The sequence below is a fragment of the Rugosimonospora acidiphila genome (assembly GCF_039543385.1).
GTDB lineage: Bacteria > Actinomycetota > Actinomycetes > Mycobacteriales > Micromonosporaceae > Rugosimonospora > Rugosimonospora acidiphila.
In genome coordinates, this window is record NZ_BAABJQ010000025.1 from 128548 (window position 1) to 147286 (window position 18739).

General features: G+C 70.4%; 16 protein-coding genes. 13 read left to right on the forward strand and 3 right to left on the reverse strand.

The features are described from left to right. Positions 1-316 precede the first annotated feature (316 nt). Positions 317-931: a GntR family transcriptional regulator gene (locus ABEA87_RS32155; protein ID WP_345636027.1), complete on the forward strand. Its 615-nt coding sequence runs from the start codon at positions 317-319 to the stop codon at positions 929-931. 208 nt (positions 932-1139) lie between these two features. On the opposite strand, the gene ABEA87_RS32160 is transcribed toward ABEA87_RS32155, so the two are convergent. Next, positions 1140-2609 (reverse strand): arylsulfotransferase family protein, encoded by a 1470-nt coding sequence (locus ABEA87_RS32160; protein ID WP_345636028.1) that lies wholly within the window; start codon positions 2607-2609, stop codon positions 1140-1142. A 395-nt stretch (positions 2610-3004) separates the two neighbouring features. Between ABEA87_RS32160 and ABEA87_RS32165 the strand changes: the two genes are divergently transcribed. Both ABEA87_RS32165 and ABEA87_RS32170 read left to right on the forward strand, forming a co-directional pair. Then, entirely contained in the window at positions 3005-3754 is a 750-nt protein-coding gene (locus ABEA87_RS32165; protein ID WP_345636030.1) for a dienelactone hydrolase family protein, read from the forward strand. 118 nt (positions 3755-3872) lie between these two features. After that, entirely contained in the window at positions 3873-4100 is a 228-nt protein-coding gene (locus ABEA87_RS32170) for a hypothetical protein (RefSeq protein ID WP_345636031.1), read from the forward strand. Positions 4101-4179: 79 nt separating this feature from the next. Here ABEA87_RS32170 and ABEA87_RS32175 read toward each other — a convergent pair whose 3' ends face one another. Further along, positions 4180-4719, reverse strand: coding sequence for a hypothetical protein (locus ABEA87_RS32175; protein WP_345636033.1), 540 nt, complete (start codon positions 4717-4719; stop codon positions 4180-4182). Positions 4720-4754: 35 nt separating this feature from the next. Between ABEA87_RS32175 and ABEA87_RS32180 the strand changes: the two genes are divergently transcribed. After that, the gene (locus ABEA87_RS32180) at positions 4755-4895 is read left to right on the forward strand and encodes a hypothetical protein (protein WP_345636035.1); all 141 of its coding nucleotides are present in this window, start codon (positions 4755-4757) and stop codon (positions 4893-4895) included. Positions 4896-4921: 26 nt separating this feature from the next. On the opposite strand, the gene ABEA87_RS32185 is transcribed toward ABEA87_RS32180, so the two are convergent. Beyond that, complete coding sequence (locus tag ABEA87_RS32185) at positions 4922-6133, reverse strand: MFS transporter (RefSeq protein WP_345636037.1); 1212 nt, start codon at positions 6131-6133, stop codon at positions 4922-4924. 101 nt (positions 6134-6234) lie between these two features. Here ABEA87_RS32185 and secA2 point away from each other — a divergent pair, with 101 nt between their 5' ends. From secA2 to ABEA87_RS32230, 9 genes are all read left to right on the forward strand, one after another. Next, on the forward strand, positions 6235-8541 hold the full coding sequence (gene secA2 / locus ABEA87_RS32190) for an accessory Sec system translocase SecA2 (protein ID WP_345636039.1): 2307 nt from the start codon (positions 6235-6237) through the stop codon (positions 8539-8541). Positions 8542-8875: 334 nt separating this feature from the next. Further along, on the forward strand, positions 8876-9274 hold the full coding sequence (locus ABEA87_RS32195) for a hypothetical protein (RefSeq protein ID WP_345636040.1): 399 nt from the start codon (positions 8876-8878) through the stop codon (positions 9272-9274). Positions 9275-9506: 232 nt separating this feature from the next. Further along, entirely contained in the window at positions 9507-9596 is a 90-nt protein-coding gene (kdpF, locus tag ABEA87_RS32200; RefSeq protein ID WP_345636042.1) for a K(+)-transporting ATPase subunit F, read from the forward strand. Next, positions 9597-11258, forward strand: coding sequence for a potassium-transporting ATPase subunit KdpA (kdpA, locus tag ABEA87_RS32205; protein WP_345636044.1), 1662 nt, complete (start codon positions 9597-9599; stop codon positions 11256-11258). A gap of 41 nt (positions 11259-11299) precedes the next feature. After that, positions 11300-13453: a potassium-transporting ATPase subunit KdpB gene (gene kdpB / locus ABEA87_RS32210; RefSeq protein ID WP_345636061.1), complete on the forward strand. Its 2154-nt coding sequence runs from the start codon at positions 11300-11302 to the stop codon at positions 13451-13453. Next, entirely contained in the window at positions 13453-14343 is an 891-nt protein-coding gene (locus ABEA87_RS32215; protein ID WP_345636046.1) for a potassium-transporting ATPase subunit C, read from the forward strand. Before kdpB ends, ABEA87_RS32215 begins: the two co-directional genes overlap by 1 nt. 44 nt (positions 14344-14387) lie before the next feature. Further along, positions 14388-17063 (forward strand): sensor histidine kinase, encoded by a 2676-nt coding sequence (locus ABEA87_RS32220; protein ID WP_345636048.1) that lies wholly within the window; start codon positions 14388-14390, stop codon positions 17061-17063. Next, positions 17060-17743: a response regulator gene (locus tag ABEA87_RS32225; protein WP_345636050.1), complete on the forward strand. Its 684-nt coding sequence runs from the start codon at positions 17060-17062 to the stop codon at positions 17741-17743. The genes ABEA87_RS32220 and ABEA87_RS32225 overlap by 4 nt, the downstream gene beginning before the upstream one ends. A 10-nt stretch (positions 17744-17753) precedes the next feature. Next, entirely contained in the window at positions 17754-18506 is a 753-nt protein-coding gene (locus ABEA87_RS32230) for a cation transporter (RefSeq protein WP_345636052.1), read from the forward strand. The last annotated feature ends 233 nt before the right edge of the window (positions 18507-18739 follow it).

An 18739-nucleotide genomic window follows, 5' to 3' on the forward strand; every position in this document is an offset into this window, starting at 1 on the left:
GACTGTATACGCCCAATCGGTATTTGGGCAAGGCGGCGGGAATGGCTTGAAGAGCCTGGTTAGTGGACGAGCGGGCACTGCGCGAGAAGCGCGGCGCGCGAGAGCTGTTTCGTTCCTAGTACGCCGTTTGGAGGGGCGGTAGGCATAATATTGAAGACAATAGTCCGGGGACGAGTCCCGGGTATCGATTATTAGGGTTGGATCTATGAGAGACGGTAGGAAGTCGTCTGCGGGTGTGACGGCCGCTGCTGACAAATCCGCGGGCATCCGAGCCGTCCGGGGTCCCGTCGCCCGGCCCGCCCCCCTCCGGCAGGCCGTGTTCGACGCGCTCGTTGAACTGATCATCAGTCGTTCCCTCAAGCCCGGCGAGCACCTCGGCGAGGGCGAATTGGCGGAGATGCTGGGCGTCAGCCGCCAGCCGGTTCGTGAGGCGTTCCAGCAGCTGCACTCCGAGGGCTGGGTCGACCTGCGCCCCGGGCAGGGCGCGTTCGTCCACTCGCCGACCGAGAAGGAGGCGGACGACCTGCTCGCGGTCCGCACGCTGCTGGAGGCCGAGTCTGCCCGGCGGGCGGCCGCGCAGCGCACCGACGAGGACATCGCCCACCTGTGGCAGCTGTGGGACACGGGCAAGAAGGCGCTCGCCGTCCAGGATCTGGAGCAGATGGTCGGCGCGAACGCCGCGCTGCACGCCTACGTGATGGACATCGGCGACAACACGGTGCTCACCGAGCTGTCCCGGCTGGTGGATCGCCGCGTGCGCTGGTATTTCACGCCGGTGGCGGCGTCCCGAGGCAGTTCGTCGTGGGACGAGCACGCCGAGCTGATCCGCGCCATCGCGGACGGCGACCAGGACCGCGCGGCCAGCATCATGCGGGACCACACCGAGCGGACCCGCCGCGTGACGCACGACGCGCAGGGCCCCGAGGAGTGACCGGGCGAGCCGGCGCGCCCGTCCACGGACCAGCCCGCGCCGGCTTACGCCCGAACCGTTGAGCCGCCCGAACCGTTGAGCCGCCCGAATCCTTGACCTACCCCAACCCTCGAGCCGCCGAACTCCGCCCGCCCGACCCCCTGGCCCCCGCGCGCGAGTGTTGGGCTGCGCGCAAGTGTTGGGCCGCGCGCCGCGCGGTCCCCGGGTGCTACGCCCGCAGCACCGAGGACACCGCGATGGGGGAGGTGCTGCCCAGTACCTGGTTGGACGAGTCCAGGGCGTCGATGGCGAAGTAGTCCTGCCGGGCGACCCGGATCGGCGTCTCGAAGCCGGACCGGTGCGCCAGCGCGACCGCGGTCAGCGCGTCCTTGCTGGCGCCGGTGCGCACCACCCAACGGGCCGCCTGGGTGGCGCCGTTCCAGCTGACGTGGACGGTCATCTCGTCGTCCTGGCGCTCACCCGTGCCCCGGGTGACGGCCACCGCCGGGTTGTCGGTGGGCATGCCCTGGAAGTCCAACCGGAAGGCGCGGTACGAGTAGCTGCCGCCCTGCAACTGCGCGTCGTAGCGCAGCGAGCCATCGGCCGCGTACTCGGAGAAGTACGGCAGCTGGCCCCAACCGACGAAGGACGCGTTGCCGGGCAGCTCCCGCACGCTGCCCTGGGTCTGCACCAGCAGGGCGTTGGGGTGCACCAGCTGCCGGTGCAGGCTGACGGTGTGCGCGCTCTCGTTCAGGTCGAGGATCAGTCCGCGCGACTGCTTCTCGTTCTGCGTCGCGCCGTACCCGTTGTCGAAGACGCTCAGCTTGCCGTCGCTGCGCCGGCGCACGTCGTGCTGCCAGTGGAACCGGGCGTCGTCGGCGATGGTGAAGTCGCTACGCTTGCCGCCCAGCCGCCAGAGCACCTCGCCGGTCTGCCGGTGCACCTTGAACACGGTCCACAGGTGCCGGCTGGAGATGAGCAGGTTGTTGTCCGTGCTGTCGACGGCCACCGCGTTGACGTGGAAGAAGTCCCAGGGGCCGGCGCCCGGCTTCGGACGGGGCTGGTACGAGTCGGACAGCGACACGTGGTCGCTGGCCCGCCACCGCATCAGCTCACGCCCGGTGGCGACATCCACCTCGCGGACGAAGCAATCGAGCAGGCTGCCGTTCTGCTGATAGTTGGTCGACAGCGCGGTGCCGGCCGAGGTGAGCTGGAACTCGTGCAGGTCGACGTTGCCGGGGCCGCCCGACAGCCGGGTGATCTCGTGGTAATTGCTGTCCATGATGACGTACTCGCCATTGCCGTACCCGCTGATCTGCTTGCCCTGCCACCAGGTCAGCACCGGTTCGCCCTGGTAGGTCTGCACCTGGAAGTTGGTGGCGGTCTGGCCGGACGGCGCCGGCTGGAACCACACCACCTCGCCGGTCTCGTCCACGATCATCGGGCCGTGCTGCCCGCTCGGCGGGCTGGGAGTGACCAGCAGGAGCCCGGGGGCGAGCACGCCGTTCACCACCTTCACCGAGATCACCGGTGGCCGCAGGTCGGTGCGGGACAGGTAGTTGCGCACCGCGGGGGCAGGCTTGGCCGGCTTTGGGGCCGAGTCCGAGGTGAGCGCGAGATCGAGGCCCCCGACCGCCGCCGCGGCCGCCAGGCCCGCGCCACCCATGATCAGATCGCGTCGAGTCGGTCGTACTGGCATCGCGCAACTCTGGCGCGAGTAGCTGTGAGTTCGGTGCGTGCAAGCTGGGTGCGCGGTCCAGGCCGGCTCAAAACCCTGGTGCCGCGCGAGGTTTGTCCAGGCGAAGGCCTGTGCGCGAGGCCGCGGATGTGGCGCACGTCTCCCGCCGCTCCCATCGGTGTCGCCGGTATGCCATCGCCCAGCAGCCGCCGCCGGCCTTGTTCGATGGTCTATTCTGTGCGGCGATGACTCCCGGGACGGCATTGCGCCACGCACGGATCGGTGACCCGGTGCTCCGCTGAGCGCCGTACGGGCCGTTGCGGGCCCGCTGTTCGATCGAGGATCCTGCCCCGCGCGGGCTCCGCCTCCGTCGTGTTGACCACAGGCTCTACACCTCAACCACGACAGGAGAATTCGTGCCCACCAAGACGCTGCAGATTCCCACCCCGGACGGCCGGGCGGACGCGTTCGCCGCCTTCCCCGACCACGGCCGGCGGCACCCAGCGGTGCTGTTGTACCCGGACGCCTTCGGCGTGCGGCCCGCGCTGGAGCAGAGGGCCCGCGAACTGGCCGGGCACGGGTACTACGTGCTGGTCCCCAACCTCTACTACCGGCACGGCCCAGCACCGGTGGTCGAACTTCCCGAGCACATCGGAGAAGAGATCCGGCCCGCGATCATCGCTGCGCTGATGCCCCTGATCGAGGCGCACACGACCGAACGGATCCTGCGCGACGCCGACGCGTACCTCGGGTTCCTCACCACCCAGCCCGAGGCCAGCGCCGGACCGGTCGCCGTGATCGGCTACTGCGTCGGTGCCGCCTTGGCGATGCGCACCGCAACAGCCCATCCCGACCGGGTGGCCGCCGTCGCCGGATTCCACCCCGGCTTCTTGGTTACCCAGGCGCCCGACAGCCCGCATCGCCTCGTCCCCAAGCTCACCGCCCAGGTCCACCTCGGCCTCGCCGAGGGAGACCTGTCGCCCTCGGCCATCGGCGAGCTCAACCGGGCCCTGGATGCCGCGGGTGTCGGCCACACCATCGAGATCTACCCCGGCACCATCCACGGCTTCACCATGTCCGACACCGACGCCTTCAACCCCTCCGCGCTGCGGCGCCACTGGGATCGACTGCTCCCTCTGCTCGACCGCGCCCTGACGAACACCTGAGCGAGCCAGTTCGGCAGCGCCGAGCTTTCCCCGGACCCGGCGGCGGCGCGGCTTCGGCGCGGTGCGCCGCGACCGGGCCGCCGCCGGGACCGGGCGGTCGCGGCGGCGGGTTGTCCGGGTGCGGGCCTACGGCCAGGCCCGAGTCCGGTTCCTCATGCGGATGCTGCTGGCGCAGCTCGACCTCGGGCCCGCCAACCTCGACCTGCTCGCCATCCAGCTCACCGCCGCCCTCGACGGCCCGCTCCTGCTCTACTTGTCGGCCGACCTCGACCACTCGGTGGATCGGGGCGAACAGCACCTCGCCCGGGGCTGGCAGGACCTCGTGCTCCGCGTCTGTCGCCACTGACCCCTCCGACCTGGCCGTGATACCCAGCCTGCTTCGGGCGCGCGACCACGCCGAGACCGTCCTCCGGGACGCCGGCCAACTATCGTTTGATGGACATGCACACGAAGGGGCTCCGCACGGCGGCACTGAACCGCTCTGCCGCGCTGAGGGCGACCTTAATCCGCTTGCGTGGCTTCATTCCGGTGTCGGCGGTGGCATACAGCGCGCCGAGGGCGACCTGATCCCCGCAGCCGACCGCGGCGAAGCCGTCCGCCGGCATGCTCAACTGATAGTCGTCGTAGACCGCGAAGAGTCGGCCGCGAACACCGACGAGGAACGTCCCGCCCTCCTCCCGGTCGTTCTCCTTTTTGGCCCATCCTCCCGACTTCAGGCAATCCCGAAGCGCGTCTACGAACCTGGTCGCCATGAAGCCGACCAGGTCACCCTCCGGGTCGGGCAGCTGTAACGAGTAGCGGATCAACTGACCCATGCGGAAAGACGTGGTGAATCCAAACAGGTACATGTCTTTCCGGAACACCTTGGCGTCGGCGCGTACGGCCAGGTTCCAGTCTGAGACCCCGGCGCTGTCGCCGCCGATGAACACGGCACCCTGATGAACGAGTCCCACGATCGCGGTCATGAGTACATCTCACCCGCGAGGTGAGACCTCGGTCAATGGGGCCTATCGAGGAATGTCGCCTGTCTCGCCAGCGCCTGGCGCGGCGAATCGCGGAACTGCCCGGCATCCTCGACGCCATGACCGGCAACGTGGACACCCGGCGCTCGACGGCCCACACGGCCGGCGGCACGGTCTGACCGCGGAGACGCGACGGGGCCCGCCCCTACCCCCGGCGGGACAGGCCGGCCTCCAGCGCCGGCTCGGCGGTGGCCAGCGCGCGGCTGCGCCGCTGGGCCGCCGCGTACGCGGCGAGGGCGGCGGCCGCCCCGACCGCGCCGGCCGCGGCGAACGACCCCCGGGCACCCGCTTGGTCAACCACAAACCCGGCGAACGGCGCGCCCAGGCTGGTGCCGGCGGTCATCGCCGCGCTGAACAGCCCCATCGCCTCCCCGCGCGACTGGGCCGGGACCAGTCGGCTCAGCGCGTCGTTGGCGGACGCGAGGCTGGGGGCGCACAGCACCCCGCACGGGATCAGCGTCAGGCACAGCAGCTGCCAACTCGGTACGAATCCGACGGGTACGGTCAGCACGCCCATCCCGACCACCAGCACCAGCACCGGGACCGTGCGGCGCAGGGTGCCGTAGACCAGCCCGCCGGCCAGCGAATACAGGCACCACAGCGCGAACACCAGGCCCGTCAGCGAGGTGGCCCCGGCCTGGCGCAGCGTCGCCACGATGCTCAGGTCGGCGCCGCTGAGGATGAACGTCGCGGCGCAGCCGGCGATCAGGATGGCGATCAGCGGCGGGCCGACCCACGCGCGCCGGGGTACGGCGTCCCCGGCTCCGGCCTCGTGATCGGCCCGCACCGGGGGGTTCATGACGATCAGCAGTACCCCGCAGACCGTCACGCCGGCGCCGATCACCGCTATGGCGGGCCCGGTGCCCGCCGTGGTGGCCAGGGCGACCGCGACGGCCGGTCCGATCATGAAGGACAGCTCGACCGCCATGGAGTCGAGGGCGAACGCCGGCCGGCGGTGCTTTTCGGGCACCATCGCGGACAGGGACTGCCGCAGCAGGCCCTGGACCGGCACGCTGAACAGCCCGGCGAGCACCGCCACGGCCAGCAGCCCCGAATATCCCAGCAGCGGCGCGATGGCCCAGCAGCCGGCCTGGACCAGGGTGGTGGTCGCGACCACCGGCCGGGCGCCCCGGCGGTCGATGAACCGGCCGGCCAGCGGCGAGCCGAGCGCGGCGCCGACGGTGAAGGCGGCGGTGACCAGCCCCGCGGCGCCGTAGCTGTGGTGCAGGGCGTTGACCACGCGCAGGGTCAGGGTGATGCCCACGGTGGTCGGTGGAATGCGGGCAAAGAGTCCGAGGAGGAACAGGTTGCGAACGCCCGGTAGGCGGAGCACCTCGCGGTAAGGGGTGAAAGCCATAGTGGTCCGATCATCCCCCAGTGGTACGACGATCCGTCAAATGCGTTTACGACTGCCGCAAAAGTCGGTTTCACCGGTGGTAGCGGCTACCGTTGTTCGGCATGGGGATCAGAGCCGGGCTGGACCGTCTGATCGAGCGGCCGGGAACAGTCGTCGATACCGCCGCGCTGGCGCGGGCCCTGAGCGCCATCGAGGCCCGGGAGCAGGCGCTGGCCGCGCTGGGCGACGTCGAGCTGGCCGCCGCGGCGATGGTGGTCGCGCCGGACGACCGGGTGGGGATCTGCGCCCTGGGCCGTGAGGCGGCCCGCCGAGGTCTCGGCCAGCGCCCGTACGATGCGCAGCTCACCGGGGCGCTGGCGATGCTGGCCGGGCACGTCGCCGAGATGGCCACCGGCGAGGGCAAGACCCTCGCGGCGACGATCGCCGCGTTCGGCTACGCGCGCCGGGGCGCGCCGGTGCACGTGTTGACCGTCAACGACTACCTCGCCCAGCGCGACGCCGAGTGGATGGGTCCGGTGTACCGGGCGCTCGGGGTGCGGGTGGGGTGGGTGACCGAACGGTCCTCTCCCGACGAACGGCGGGACGCGTACGGCTGCGACGTCACCTACGTGTCGGCCAGCGAGGTCGGTTTCGACTACCTGCGCGACGGACTGTGCGTGACGCCCGGGGACCGGGTGCAGCGGCCGTTGGCAACGGTCGTCGTGGACGAGGCCGACTCGATCCTTGTGGACGAGGCCCGGGTGCCGCTGGTCGTCGCGGGCAGCGTGACCGGCGCCGACGACCTCGCCCAACGCGCCGCGGTCATCGTCAGCCGGCTGCGCCCGGGCCGCGACTTCGAGCGGCTCGAGGACGGCCGCGCCGTACACCTCACCGAGGCCGGCCTGCGCGTGGTCGAGGCGGCCCTCGGCGTCACCAACCTGTACGCCGTGGACCAGCTGCCCCAGCTGACCGCGGTCAACCTCGCGCTGCACGCCCGCGAGCTGCTGCACCGCGACGTGGACTACATCGTGCGCGACGGCGCGGTGGAGCTGGTGGACGAGTTCCGGGGCCGGGTCGCGCTGCGCCGCCGGTGGCCCGACGGGCTGCAGGCGGCCGTGGAGGCCAAGGAGGGCCTGACGCTCTCCGCCCAGGGCGAGGTGCTCGCGACCATCACCGTCCAGGCGCTGATCGGCCAGTACCCGACCCGCTGCGGCATGAGCGCGACGTCCGCCGCGGTGGGCGAGGCGCTGCGCGAGTTCTACGGGCTGGAGGTCGCCGTGATCCCGCCCAACCGCCCGTGCGTCCGGGTGGACGAGCCGGACCGCGTCTACCGTGACGCCGAGGACAAGCACGCCGCCTTGCTGGACGAGGTGGCCGCGGCTCACGCCACCGGCCGGCCGGTGCTGATCGGCACCCTCGACGTCGACGAGTCCGAGCGGCTGGCCGTGGACCTGCGGGCCCGCGGCGTCGCGTGCACGGTGCTCAACGCGAAGAACGACGCGGCGGAGGCCGCCATCGTGGCGCGGGCCGGCAGCGTCGGCGCGGTGACCGTGTCCACCCAGATGGCGGGCCGGGGCACCGACATCCGGCTCGGTGGCGGGAACGAGGCCGACCGGAGCCTGGTGGCCGCGCTCGGCGGGTTGTACATCATCGGTACCGGGCGGCACGACAGCGGCCGGGTCGACGCGCAGCTGCGCGGGCGGGCCGGGCGGCAGGGCGACCCGGGCCGGTCGGTGTTCTTCGTGAGCCTGGACGACGCCCTGCCGCAGACCCACGCGGGCGAGGCGATATCGCGGGCGCGTGAGCGGGCACACGGCGACGAGCGTGGCCGGATCCGCCAGCCGAAGGTGCACCGCCTGATCGCCCACGCTCAGCGGGTGGCCGAGGGGAGCAACGCCGAGCTGCACCGCAACACCTGGCGCTACGGCTACCTCATCGAGCGGCAGCGCCGGGCATTGGCGGCGCGCCGGGAGGAGCTGCTGTGCACCGACGCCGCCGCCCGGTTGCTGCTCGCGCACCGGCAGCCGCGGTACGCGTCGGCATGTGAGCGGGTCGGCGCCACGGTGGTGGGCGACGCGGTCCGGGCCATCGCGCTGTACCATCTCGACCGCTGCTGGGCGGAGCACCTGGCGTACCTGTCGGAGGTGCGCGAGGGCGTGCACCTGAGGGTACTGGGGCGGCTTGACCCGCTCGACGAGTTCCACCGGTGCGCCGTGCCGGCCTTCCGCGCCCTGTTCGCCGACGCCGACCGGCGCACCCTCGACACCTTCGACTCCGTCGAGCTGACCGGCGACGATTGGGACCTGGCCGATGCCGGGCTGGTGCGGCCGAGCGCCACCTGGACCTACCTGGTGACCGACGACCCGTTCGGTTCCGAGGCGAGCCGGTTCTTCAAGGAGCTGTTCGGCCTGCCCTCGCGCCGCCGCTAGGCTACCGTTCCGGCCGCTGGGCCGCTGCTCCGGCCGCTGAAACCCGGCACCCCGACACCCGCTGTCACCCGTAGGCCACTGTGTGGTCCCGGTTCAACCACGCATGCCTGGCGCCAGGGCGCATTCCGGGCCTCGCCGTGAAGAAATCGTCAAGAACGGGGGGCTCGCTGTTGTTTTTCCGTCATGACATCTACCGGGGGACTTGCGCTCCGACTGTACTTCCATCCGCGATCCAGAGCGGATCGTAACTCGCGTTCATCAGGAGTAAGTCGTGTTGATGAAGCCGGATGGCCCTCGGCCGTCCGTCCAATCGGACACGGGCGACCGTACCCCGGTGGGGATCAATTTAGGCGTCGGTGCCGTGATGGTTCTCGCCGGCGTGGTGGTCGCATCCCTGATTCCGGTGGCGTACACCGGCTGGCGGTTCGCGGTGGTGGCCGTCGCGGTGGGTCTGTTCGCCGCGATGACCGTCGACCACCTGGCGCTGGGACCGGTGGCCCTGCTGGGCTGGCTGGTCGTCAATGGGTTCCTGGTCGATCGGTTCGGTGAACTGTCCTGGCACGGTTCGTCCGACCTGTACCGGGCGGTGCTGCTGGTGATGGCGGGTGCGCTCGGCCTCGCTCTGGGCGAGGCCCGGGTCCAGATCCATGGGCTGCGAACGCGCTGGCGCACCGAGGCCGAATTGCAGGCTCTGGTGGCACATATCTATGAGGAGGACAGGCGCGATGCCTGATCTGTGGTTCGTGCTGTTGACCGTGGGGCTGTTCGGCCTCCTGGCGCTGGTCGTGAAGGCGGTGGAGCGCCTGTGAGCGAGCGTCAGCGAGCGAACCAAGAAGTCAGCGCGCTCGTGCCTCACGGCGCGTCCGAGCGAAGCGAGGAGGCGGCGTGAGCGAGCGTCAGCGAGCGAACCAAGAAGTCAGCGCGCTCGTGCCTCACGGCGCGTCCGAGCGAAGCGAGGAGGCGGCGTGAGCGCCGCGAATATTGCCGGGCTGATCCTGGCGATCGTGTTGAGCGTATTTCTCGTGGTGGCACTACTGTTCCCGGAGCGGTTCTAGATGAACGACACGGTCGCAGGCGTAATTTTCATCGCCTCACTGCTGGTCGCCCTCGCGGTGGTCTATAAACCGCTCGGCGACTACATGTACCGGGTCATCAACCCGACCCGGCACTCCCGAGTCGAGCGCGGCATCTACCGCGTGATCGGCGTCAACCCCGAAGGAGAGCAGTCCTGGGGCGTGTACGCCCGTAGTGTGCTGGCCTTCTCGGTCATCTCCATCCTGTTCCTCTATTTGTTCCAGCGCGTGCAGAGCCACCTGTGGCTGTCGCTGGGCTTCACCAACGTCGGGCCGTCGCTGTCCTGGAACACCGCGGTCAGCTTCGTGACCAACACGAACTGGCAGGCGTACTCGGGTGAGTCGACGATGGGCCACCTGGTGCAGATGGCCGGCCTGTCGGTGCAGAACTTCGTGTCCGCGGCGGTGGGCGTCGCGGTGGCGGTCGCCCTGGTGCGCGGCTTCGCCCGCAAGATGACCAACCAACTGGGCAACTTCTGGGTCGACCTGGTCCGGATCAGCATCCGGATCCTGCTGCCGATGGCCGTCATCGCCGCGATCGTGCTGATCGCCGGCGGAGCCATCCAGAACCTGTCCGCCGGGCACGACCTCACCACCCTGGCAGGCGGCACCCAGCACGTCACCGGCGGACCGGTGGCCAGCCAGGAGGCCATCAAGGAACTGGGTACCAACGGCGGTGGCTTCTACAACGCCAACAGCGCGCACCCGTTCGAGAACCCGAGCACCTGGACCAACTGGCTGGAGATCTTCCTGCTCCTGGTGGTCTCGTTCTCGCTGCCGCGCACGTTCGGCCGGATGGTCGGCAGCAACAAGCAGGGCTACGCACTGGTGTCGGCGATGGCCATCATGGCGGTCGGCAGCATCGTCGTGCTGAACGTGCTGCAGGGCGTGCACCACGGCACGGTGCCGATGGCGGTGGGCTCGGCGACCGAGGGCACGGAGACCCGGTTCGGCGTGTTGAACTCGGCGACCTTCGGGGCCGCGACGACGCTGACCTCCACGGGTGCGGTGGACTCGTTCCACGACTCCTATACCGCCCTGGGCGGCGGCGTGCCGATCGCGAACATGATGCTGGGTGAGGTGGCGCCGGGCGGTACCGGTTCCGGCCTGTACGGCATCCTGATCCTCGCGATCATCACGGTGTTCGTGGCCGGTCTGATGGTCGGGCGTACCCCGGAGTACCTGGGCAAGAAGATCGGTTCGCGTGAGGTCAAGTTCGCCTCGCTGTACATCCTGACCACACCCATGCTGGTGCTGGTCGGTACCGCGATCGCGATGGCGCTGCCCGGTGAGCGGGCCTCGATGCTGAACTCGGGCGCGCACGGCCTCTCCGAGGTGCTGTACGCGTTCACCTCAGCGTCCAACAACAACGGGTCCGCGTTCGGTGGGCTGTCGGCCAACACCACGTGGTTCAACACCGCGCTCGGGTTGTGCATGTTGCTCGGGCGGTTCCTGCCGATCGTGTTCGTCATGGGCCTGGCCGGTTCGCTGGCCAAACAGAAGGCCACCCCCGAATCGACCGGCACGCTCAAGACCACTCAGCCGCTGTTCGTCGGCATGCTCGTCGGCGTGACGCTGATCGTGGTCCTGCTGACCTACCTGCCCGCGCTCGCCCTCGGCCCGTTGGCCGAAGGCGTCCACTGACCACCCGAATTCGTCAAGGAAGACACATGGCTGTCACCACAATGGGGAAGGCGCCGGCGGCAACACAACCCTCCGGCGGCGGACCGCGCCGGATTTCGGGCGGCCTGCTGGACCCCAAGCAACTCTTGAAATCGACCCCGGACGCGTTCCGCAAACTGAACCCGTACACGCTGTGGCGTAACCCGGTGATGTTCATCGTGGAGATCGGTTCGATCTTCACCACCATCCTGGCCATCGGCCACTCGACGGTGTTCGCGTGGCTGATCACGGTGTGGCTGTGGCTGACCGTGCTGTTCGCGAACCTGGCCGAGGCGGTCGCCGAGGGCCGGGGCAAGGCGCAGGCCGACGCGCTGCGCCGGGCCAAGACCGACACCGTCGCCCGGCGGCTGACCGGCTGGCAGCCGGGTGCCACCTCGCTGCGCGAGGAGCAGGTCCCGGCGCCGCAACTGCAGCAGAACGACTTCGTGGTCGTGGAGGCCGGCCAGATCATCCCCGGCGACGGGGACGTGGTCGAGGGCATCGCCAGCGTGGACGAGTCGGCGATCACCGGTGAGTCGGCCCCGGTCATCCGGGAATCCGGCGGCGACCGCAGCGCGGTCACCGGCGGCACCAAGGTGCTGTCCGACCGGATCGTCGTGAAGATCACGCAGAAGCCGGGGGAGAGCTTCATCGATCGGATGATCGCTCTGGTCGAGGGCGCGAACCGGCAGAAGACGCCGAACGAGATCGCGCTGAACGTCCTGCTGGCCGTGCTGACCATCATCTTCCTGATGGCGGTCGCGACCCTGCAGCCGCTGGCCATCTTCTCCAAGGGCGTCCAGGCGTTCGCTCCGAACACCCAGGCGCTGGACTCGCACGGCGTCACCGGCATCGTGCTGGTGTCGCTGGTGGTCTGCCTGATCCCGACCACGATCGGCGCGCTGCTGTCGGCGATCGGCATCGCCGGCATGGACCGCCTGGTGCAGCGCAATGTGCTGGCCATGAGCGGCCGGGCCGTGGAGGCGGCCGGAGACGTGAACACCCTGCTGCTGGACAAGACCGGCACCATCACCCTGGGCAACCGGCAGGCCAGCGAGTTCGTACCGGTCGAGGGCGTGGCGCCGGGCGAACTGGCCGACGCGGCGCAACTGTCCAGCCTCGCCGACGAGACGCCCGAAGGGCGCTCGGTGGTGGTGTTCGCCAAGTCCGAGTACGGGCTGCGCGAGCGCACCGCGGGCGAGCTGAACTACGCCACGTGGGTGCCGTTCACCGCGCAGACCCGGATGTCCGGCGTCGACCTGTCGGAAGACAGTGGGGTGCGCAGCATCCGCAAGGGTGCCGCGGCCGCGGTGATGAAGTGGGTACGCGACAACGGCGGCCACCCCAGCGATGAGGTCGGTCCGGTCGTCGACGGCATCTCCGCCTCCGGCGGCACGCCGCTGGTGGTGGCCGAGTGGCGGGAGGGCCAGCCGGCCCGCGCGCTGGGCGTCATCCACCTCAAGGACGTCGTCAAGCAGGGCATGCGGGAGCGCTTCGACGAGATGCGCCGGATGGGCATCCGCACGGTGATGATCACCGGTGACAACCCGTTGACCGCGCGGGCGATCGCGGAGGAGGCCGGCGTGGACGACTTCCTCGCCGAGGCCAAGCCCGAAGACAAGATGGCTCTGATCAAGAAGGAGCAGGAGGGCGGCAAGCTGGTCGCGATGACCGGCGACGGTACCAACGACGCTCCCGCGCTGGCGCAGGCCGACGTCGGGGTGGCGATGAACACCGGTACCTCGGCGGCCAAAGAGGCCGGCAACATGGTCGACCTGGACTCCGACCCGACCAAGCTGATCGAGATCGTGGAGATCGGCAAGCAGTTGCTGATCACCCGGGGTGCGCTGACCACGTTCAGCATCGCCAACGACATCGCGAAGTACTTCGCGATCATCCCGGCCATGTTCGCCGCGATCTACCCGGGCCTGGACAAGCTCAACATCATGCGGCTGCACAGCCCGGTCTCGGCGATCCTGTCCGCGGTCATCTTCAACGCGATCATCATCGTGGTGCTGATCCCGCTGGCCCTGCGCGGCGTGCGCTACCGGCCGTCCACCGCGTCCGCCATGTTGCGGCGCAACTTGTGGATCTACGGCATCGGCGGCATCGTGGCGCCGTTCGTCGGCATCAAGATCATTGACCTGATCATCCAATTCATTCCCGGGATTCACTGATGCGTCTACCTTCCTGGATTACCCAACACCTCGCCGCGCTGCGGGCACTGCTGGTGCTCACCGTGGTGCTCGGCATCGCCTATCCGCTCGTCATCACCGGGGTGGCCCAGATACCGGGCCTGAAGCACAACGCCGACGGCTCGATGGTCAAGGTCGGTGACACCACGGTCGGCAGTGCCCTGCTCGGCCAGTCGTTCACCGACAAGGACGGCAACCCGCTGGTCCAGTACTTCCAGTCCCGTCCCTCGGCGGCCGGCGACGGCTACGACCCGACGTCGTCCAGCGCCTCGAACCTGGGGCCGGAGAGTGTCGTGGACACGCTGCCCGACCCGTCCGTCAAGGGCGACACCGGCACCCAGAGCCTGCTGACCCAGGTCTGCTCGCGCAGCCTGGCCGTCGGCAAGCTGGAGGGCGTGGACGGCTCCCGGCCGTTCTGCACCCCGGACGGCGTGGGCGCGGTCCTCGCGGTGTTCCACCAGAACGGGGCGACCGGCCCGGTCACCCGGGCGGTCAGCCTCAACCAGGCCTGCCCGACCACCCCGTTCATCACCACCTATCAGGGCGTGAAGGTGGAATGCGCCCAGTTCGGCGCGGACTACTCCAAGGGCGTGGTCACCCCGATCCGCGGCAACGCGCCGGCCAACCCGGCCGTGCCGGCCGACGCGGTGACCGCCAGCGCCTCCGGCCTGGACCCGCAGATCAGCGTCGCGTACGCCGACCTGCAGGCCCCCCGGGTGGCGCGGGAGCGCGACACGTCCCTGGCTAACGTTAAGAAGGTCATCAGCCAGTACACCGACGGGCGGGCCCTGGGTTTCATGGGCGAGTCGGCCGTCAACGTCCTGCAGATGAACCTCCAGCTGGACAAGTTGTACCCGTACCACCAGAGCTGAACAAACCGCTCATCGGGGGCGGCACCGCGTAAAGGAGAGCAGTCGTGTCTAGAGGGCAGCTGCGCGTTTACCTCGGGGCCGCCCCCGGTGTCGGCAAGACCTACAAGATGCTGGAGGAGGGGCACCGCCGCCGGGACCGGGGCACCGACGTGGTCGTCGGGTACGTCGAGACCCACGGCCGGCCCCACACCGAGGCGATGCTGCGCGACCTGGAGGTGGTTCCCCGCCGGGACATCAACTACCGGGGCAGCGTGTTCGCCGAAATGGACATCGAGGCGGTGCTGGCCCGCCAGCCGGAGGTGGTCCTGGTCGACGAGCTGGCGCACACCAACGTGCCCGGCTCCCGCAACGCCAAGCGTTGGCAGGACATCCAGCAGCTGCTCGAGGCCGGTATGACGGTCATCACCACCGTCAACATCCAGCACCTGGAGTCCATCAACGACGTCGTCCAGGAGATCACCGGCGTACCGCAGCGGGAGACCGTACCCGACGAGATCGTCCGCGGCGCCGACCAGATCGAGCTGGTCGACATGACGCCCGACGCGCTGCGCCGCCGGATGGCGCACGGCAACATCTACAAGCCGGAAAAGGTCGACGCGGCGCTGGGCAACTACTTCCGGGTCGGCAACCTCACCGCCCTGCGCGAACTGGCCCTGCTCTGGGTCGCCGACAAGGTCGACGACCAGCTCGACCGGTACCGCGAAGAACACCACATCACCACCACCTGGGAGACCCGGGAACGGGTGGTGGTCGCCCTGACCGGAGGCCCCGAGGGCGACACGCTGATCCGCCGGGCCGCCCGGATCGCGGACCGCTCCAAGGGCGCGGACCTGCTCGCCGTACACGTCACCCGCAGCGACGGGCTGACCGGCAGCAGCGACCCGGCGAACCTGGCCCGGCAGCGCACCCTGGCGGAGAACCTCGGCGGCACCTACCACCAGGTCATCGGCAACGACATCCCGACCGCGCTGCTCGACTTCGCCCGTGGCGTCAACGCCACCCAGCTGGTACTCGGCGCGAGCCGCCGGGGCCGCCTCGCCCAGGTCTTCTCGCCCGGGGTCGGTGTCACCACCACCGCCGGGTCGGGCAGCATCGACGTGCACCTGGTCAGCCACGAGGAGGTCAAGCGCGGCCGGGGCCGGGTGAGCATGGTCGGCGCGCTCGGCTGGCAGCGCCGAGGCGTCGGGTTCGCGTTGGCCGCCGTCGGCCTGCCGGTGCTGACGCTCCTGCTCGCCCAGGTCCGCGCCGACCTGTCGCTGCCCAGCGACATCCTGCTGTTCCTCGCCTGGGTGGTGGTCGTGGCGCTGGTCGGCGGTCTCTACCCGGCCGTGTGCTCGGCCATCGCCGGGTTCCTGCTGCTGAACTACTACTTCATCCCACCGATACACCTGTGGACCATCGACGAGTGGGAGAACATCCTCGCGCTGTTCGTCTTCCTGGCGATGGCGATAGCGGTCAGCGCCACGGTCGACTCCGCGGCCCGGCGCACCCGCGAGGCGGCCGGCGCCCGCGCCGAGGCGCTGACCCTGTCCACCCTCGCCGGCAGCGTGCTGCGCGGCTCCCGCCCGCTGCCGGCGGTGCTCGACCAACTCCGCGAGGCGTTCGGGTTCACCGGCGTGAGCCTGCTGGAGCGCCGGCCGGACGCACCGCCCAGCCCTCAGCAGCGCCACGACCCGGCGGTGTGGCGACTGGCCGCCTCGGTCGGCGACAAGCCGTGCCTGACCCCCGCCGAGGGGGAGGTCGACATCCCGATCGACCCGGACCTCACCCTGGTGCTGCGCGGCGCCCCGCTGCCCGCGGCCGACCGCCGCCTGGTCGAGGCGTTCGCCGCGCAGGCCGCCGTCGCGCTGCGCCACGAGCGGCTGACCGAGCAGGCCGCCGCGGTCAAGCCGCTGGCCGAGGCCGACAAGCTGCGCACCGCGCTGCTGTCCGCGGTCAGCCACGACCTGCGTACCCCGCTGGCCTCGGCGAAGGCCGCCGTCACCAGCCTGTGCAGCCACGACGTGGTGTTCGACGAGACCGACCGGGACGAACTGCTGGCCACCGCCGACGAGTCCCTCGACCGCCTGGTGCGCCTGGTGGAGAACCTGCTGGACATGAGCCGGCTGCAGGCGGGCGCGCTGGGCATGTCCCCGCAGCCGATGAGCGTGGGCGAGGCGGTCGCCAAGGCGGTGGACGGGCTGGGCCAGCCCGGCCATGACGTGGCCATCCACATCTCGGACGACCTCGCCGAGATCAACGTCGACCCGGCCCTGCTGGAACGCATCCTGGCCAACGTGCTGTCCAACGCCCTGAAGTACAGCCCGCCCACCCGGCCGCCGGTCGTCACGGCCAGCGAGCACGCCGGGCACGTCGAGGTGCGCGTCATCGATCACGGCCCGGGCATCCCGGTGGCCGACCGCGAGCGGGTCTTCCTGCCGTTCCAGCGGGTCGGCGACCGCGACAACGACACCGGCGTCGGCCTCGGCCTGGCGCTGTCGCGGGGCCTCGCCGAGGCGATGGGCGGCACTCTCGAGCCCGAGACCACGCCGGGCGGCGGGCTGACCATGACCCTGCGGCTGCCCGGCACCCCGCGGGCCACCGCGCTCACCCCGGCCGCCCTGCCCGAGCCGGCTGCCCCATTTGAGCCTGCGATCACATCCGAGCCGGTGGCCGAATCCGTCCCCGTCCCGGCAATCAGCACAGAGAGACCTGTCAGCGGGGAGAGCACGAGAGCATGACCCGGATCCTCATCGTCGACGACGAGCCCCAGATCCTGCGCGCCCTGCGCATCAACCTGACCGCCCGCCAGTACGAGGTGGTCACCGCCGCGGACGGCACGGCCGCCCTGCAGGCGGCCGGCACCGAGCATCCCGACCTCGTCGTGCTGGACCTCGGCCTGCCCGACATCGACGGTACGCAGATCATCCGCAGCCTGCGCGCCTGGACGCCGGTACCCATCGTGGTGCTGTCCGGCCGCACCGACAGCCGGGACAAGGTCGACGCGCTCGACGCGGGCGCGGACGACTACATCACCAAGCCGTTCAGCGTGGACGAGCTGCTGGCCCGCATCCGCGCCGTCACCCGGCGCAAGACCTCGCCGGACGCGACGCCGGAGATTCACATCGGCCGGTACACGGTCGATGTGACCGACCTGAACGCACACCTGACCGACGACCCGACCCAGACCGTGCACCTCACGCGCACCGAGTGGCAGCTGCTGGATGTGCTGGTACGCAACCCCGGCAAGCTGATCAGCCAGCGCCAGCTGCTGCACGACGTGTGGGGCCCCACCTACCTGGGGGAGACCCAGTACCTGCGGCAGTACATGGCGCAGCTGCGCCGCAAGCTCGAGAACGACCCGGCCCGACCCCGGCACCTGATCACCGAGCCCGGCATGGGGTACCGCTTCCGGCCGTGACGCGGCGGCGATGAGCCAGGACCTGGGGAGGGCCAACATATCCAGCGAGCACGACGCGTCCGGCGGGGCGCGCCGTACCGCCGACGATCGGCGTGCGGAACGGGTTCGGCGGGTACGGATCGCCGTGGTCGCCTGCGCGCTTTCCGTGGCGTGGGCGGCTTTGGCGGGAATCGCGTCCGTGACGGCGGGTGCCCTCACCGGTTCGTTGGCGTTGCTCGCGTTCGGCCTGAGCTCGGTGATCGATGGGTCGGCCTCGACGGTCCTGGTGTGGCGATTCCGCCGTGAACTCCGCCAGGTCGCTGCTCCCTCCCACGGTTACGACCGGTCTGGCTCGGCGCGTCTGGCGCCGCGCGACGACCCGGACCAGTCTCTGGATCGGGTCGAGCGCATCGCGACCTGGGCGGTCGGTGCGGCGATGCTGGCGTCGGCGGCGTACGTCCTCATCCAGGCTGGGCGCTCGCTGATCGGAGCGCAGCACGCCGAGCAGGGTGCCCTCGGGATCGCGCTGCTCGGCGCCTCGCTGGTTCCACTTCCACCGGTCGGCGTCCTGAAGGTGCGGCTGGGCAGGCGGCTGCACAGCGCAGCCTTGAGAGGCGACGGAATTCTCAGCATCGTCGGTGCCGCCCTGGCCGCGACGGCGCTGGCCGGGCTGGCCGCGAACAAAGAACTGGGCTGGTGGTGGACGGACTCGGCCGCCGCGTCCCTCATCGCCGTGTTCCTGGCGCGCGAGGGCTGGCGCACGGTCACGGCGCTCCAGCACTGAAGGCGGTCACGCTCAACCCGCGGCCGTCGCGTTCGGCGCTGGCGTACGTTCGGCGCGGACGGCGCCGGTAGTGCGTTTGGCGCGGGCGGCGCCGGTAGTGCGTTTGGCGCGGGCGGCGCCGGTAGTGCGTTTGGCGCGGGCGGCGCCGGTAGTGCGTTCGGCACGACCGGCCCGGTTCTGCCGCGGAAGCGACCGCGCGCGCCGCCCGGATGGCGGCGCGCGCGGTCGGGGGC

Excerpts from the sequence above, each read along its gene's own strand:
- kdpB (WP_345636061.1), top strand. The coding sequence starts at position 11,300 with ATGGGGAAGGCGCCGGCGGCAACACAACCCTCCGGCGGCGGACCGCGC.
- ABEA87_RS32230 (WP_345636052.1), top strand. The coding sequence starts at position 17,754 with ATGAGCCAGGACCTGGGGAGGGCCAACATATCCAGCGAGCACGACGCG.
- ABEA87_RS32175 (WP_345636033.1), bottom strand. The coding sequence starts at position 4,719 with ATGACCGCGATCGTGGGACTCGTTCATCAGGGTGCCGTGTTCATCGGC.
- ABEA87_RS32160 (WP_345636028.1), bottom strand. The coding sequence starts at position 2,609 with ATGCCAGTACGACCGACTCGACGCGATCTGATCATGGGTGGCGCGGGC.
- ABEA87_RS32180 (WP_345636035.1), top strand. The coding sequence starts at position 4,755 with ATGGGGCCTATCGAGGAATGTCGCCTGTCTCGCCAGCGCCTGGCGCGG.
- ABEA87_RS32215 (WP_345636046.1), top strand. The coding sequence starts at position 13,453 with ATGCGTCTACCTTCCTGGATTACCCAACACCTCGCCGCGCTGCGGGCA.
- ABEA87_RS32185 (WP_345636037.1), bottom strand. The coding sequence starts at position 6,133 with ATGGCTTTCACCCCTTACCGCGAGGTGCTCCGCCTACCGGGCGTTCGC.
- secA2 (WP_345636039.1), top strand. The coding sequence starts at position 6,235 with ATGGGGATCAGAGCCGGGCTGGACCGTCTGATCGAGCGGCCGGGAACA.
- kdpA (WP_345636044.1), top strand. The coding sequence starts at position 9,597 with ATGAACGACACGGTCGCAGGCGTAATTTTCATCGCCTCACTGCTGGTC.
- ABEA87_RS32225 (WP_345636050.1), top strand. The coding sequence starts at position 17,060 with ATGACCCGGATCCTCATCGTCGACGACGAGCCCCAGATCCTGCGCGCC.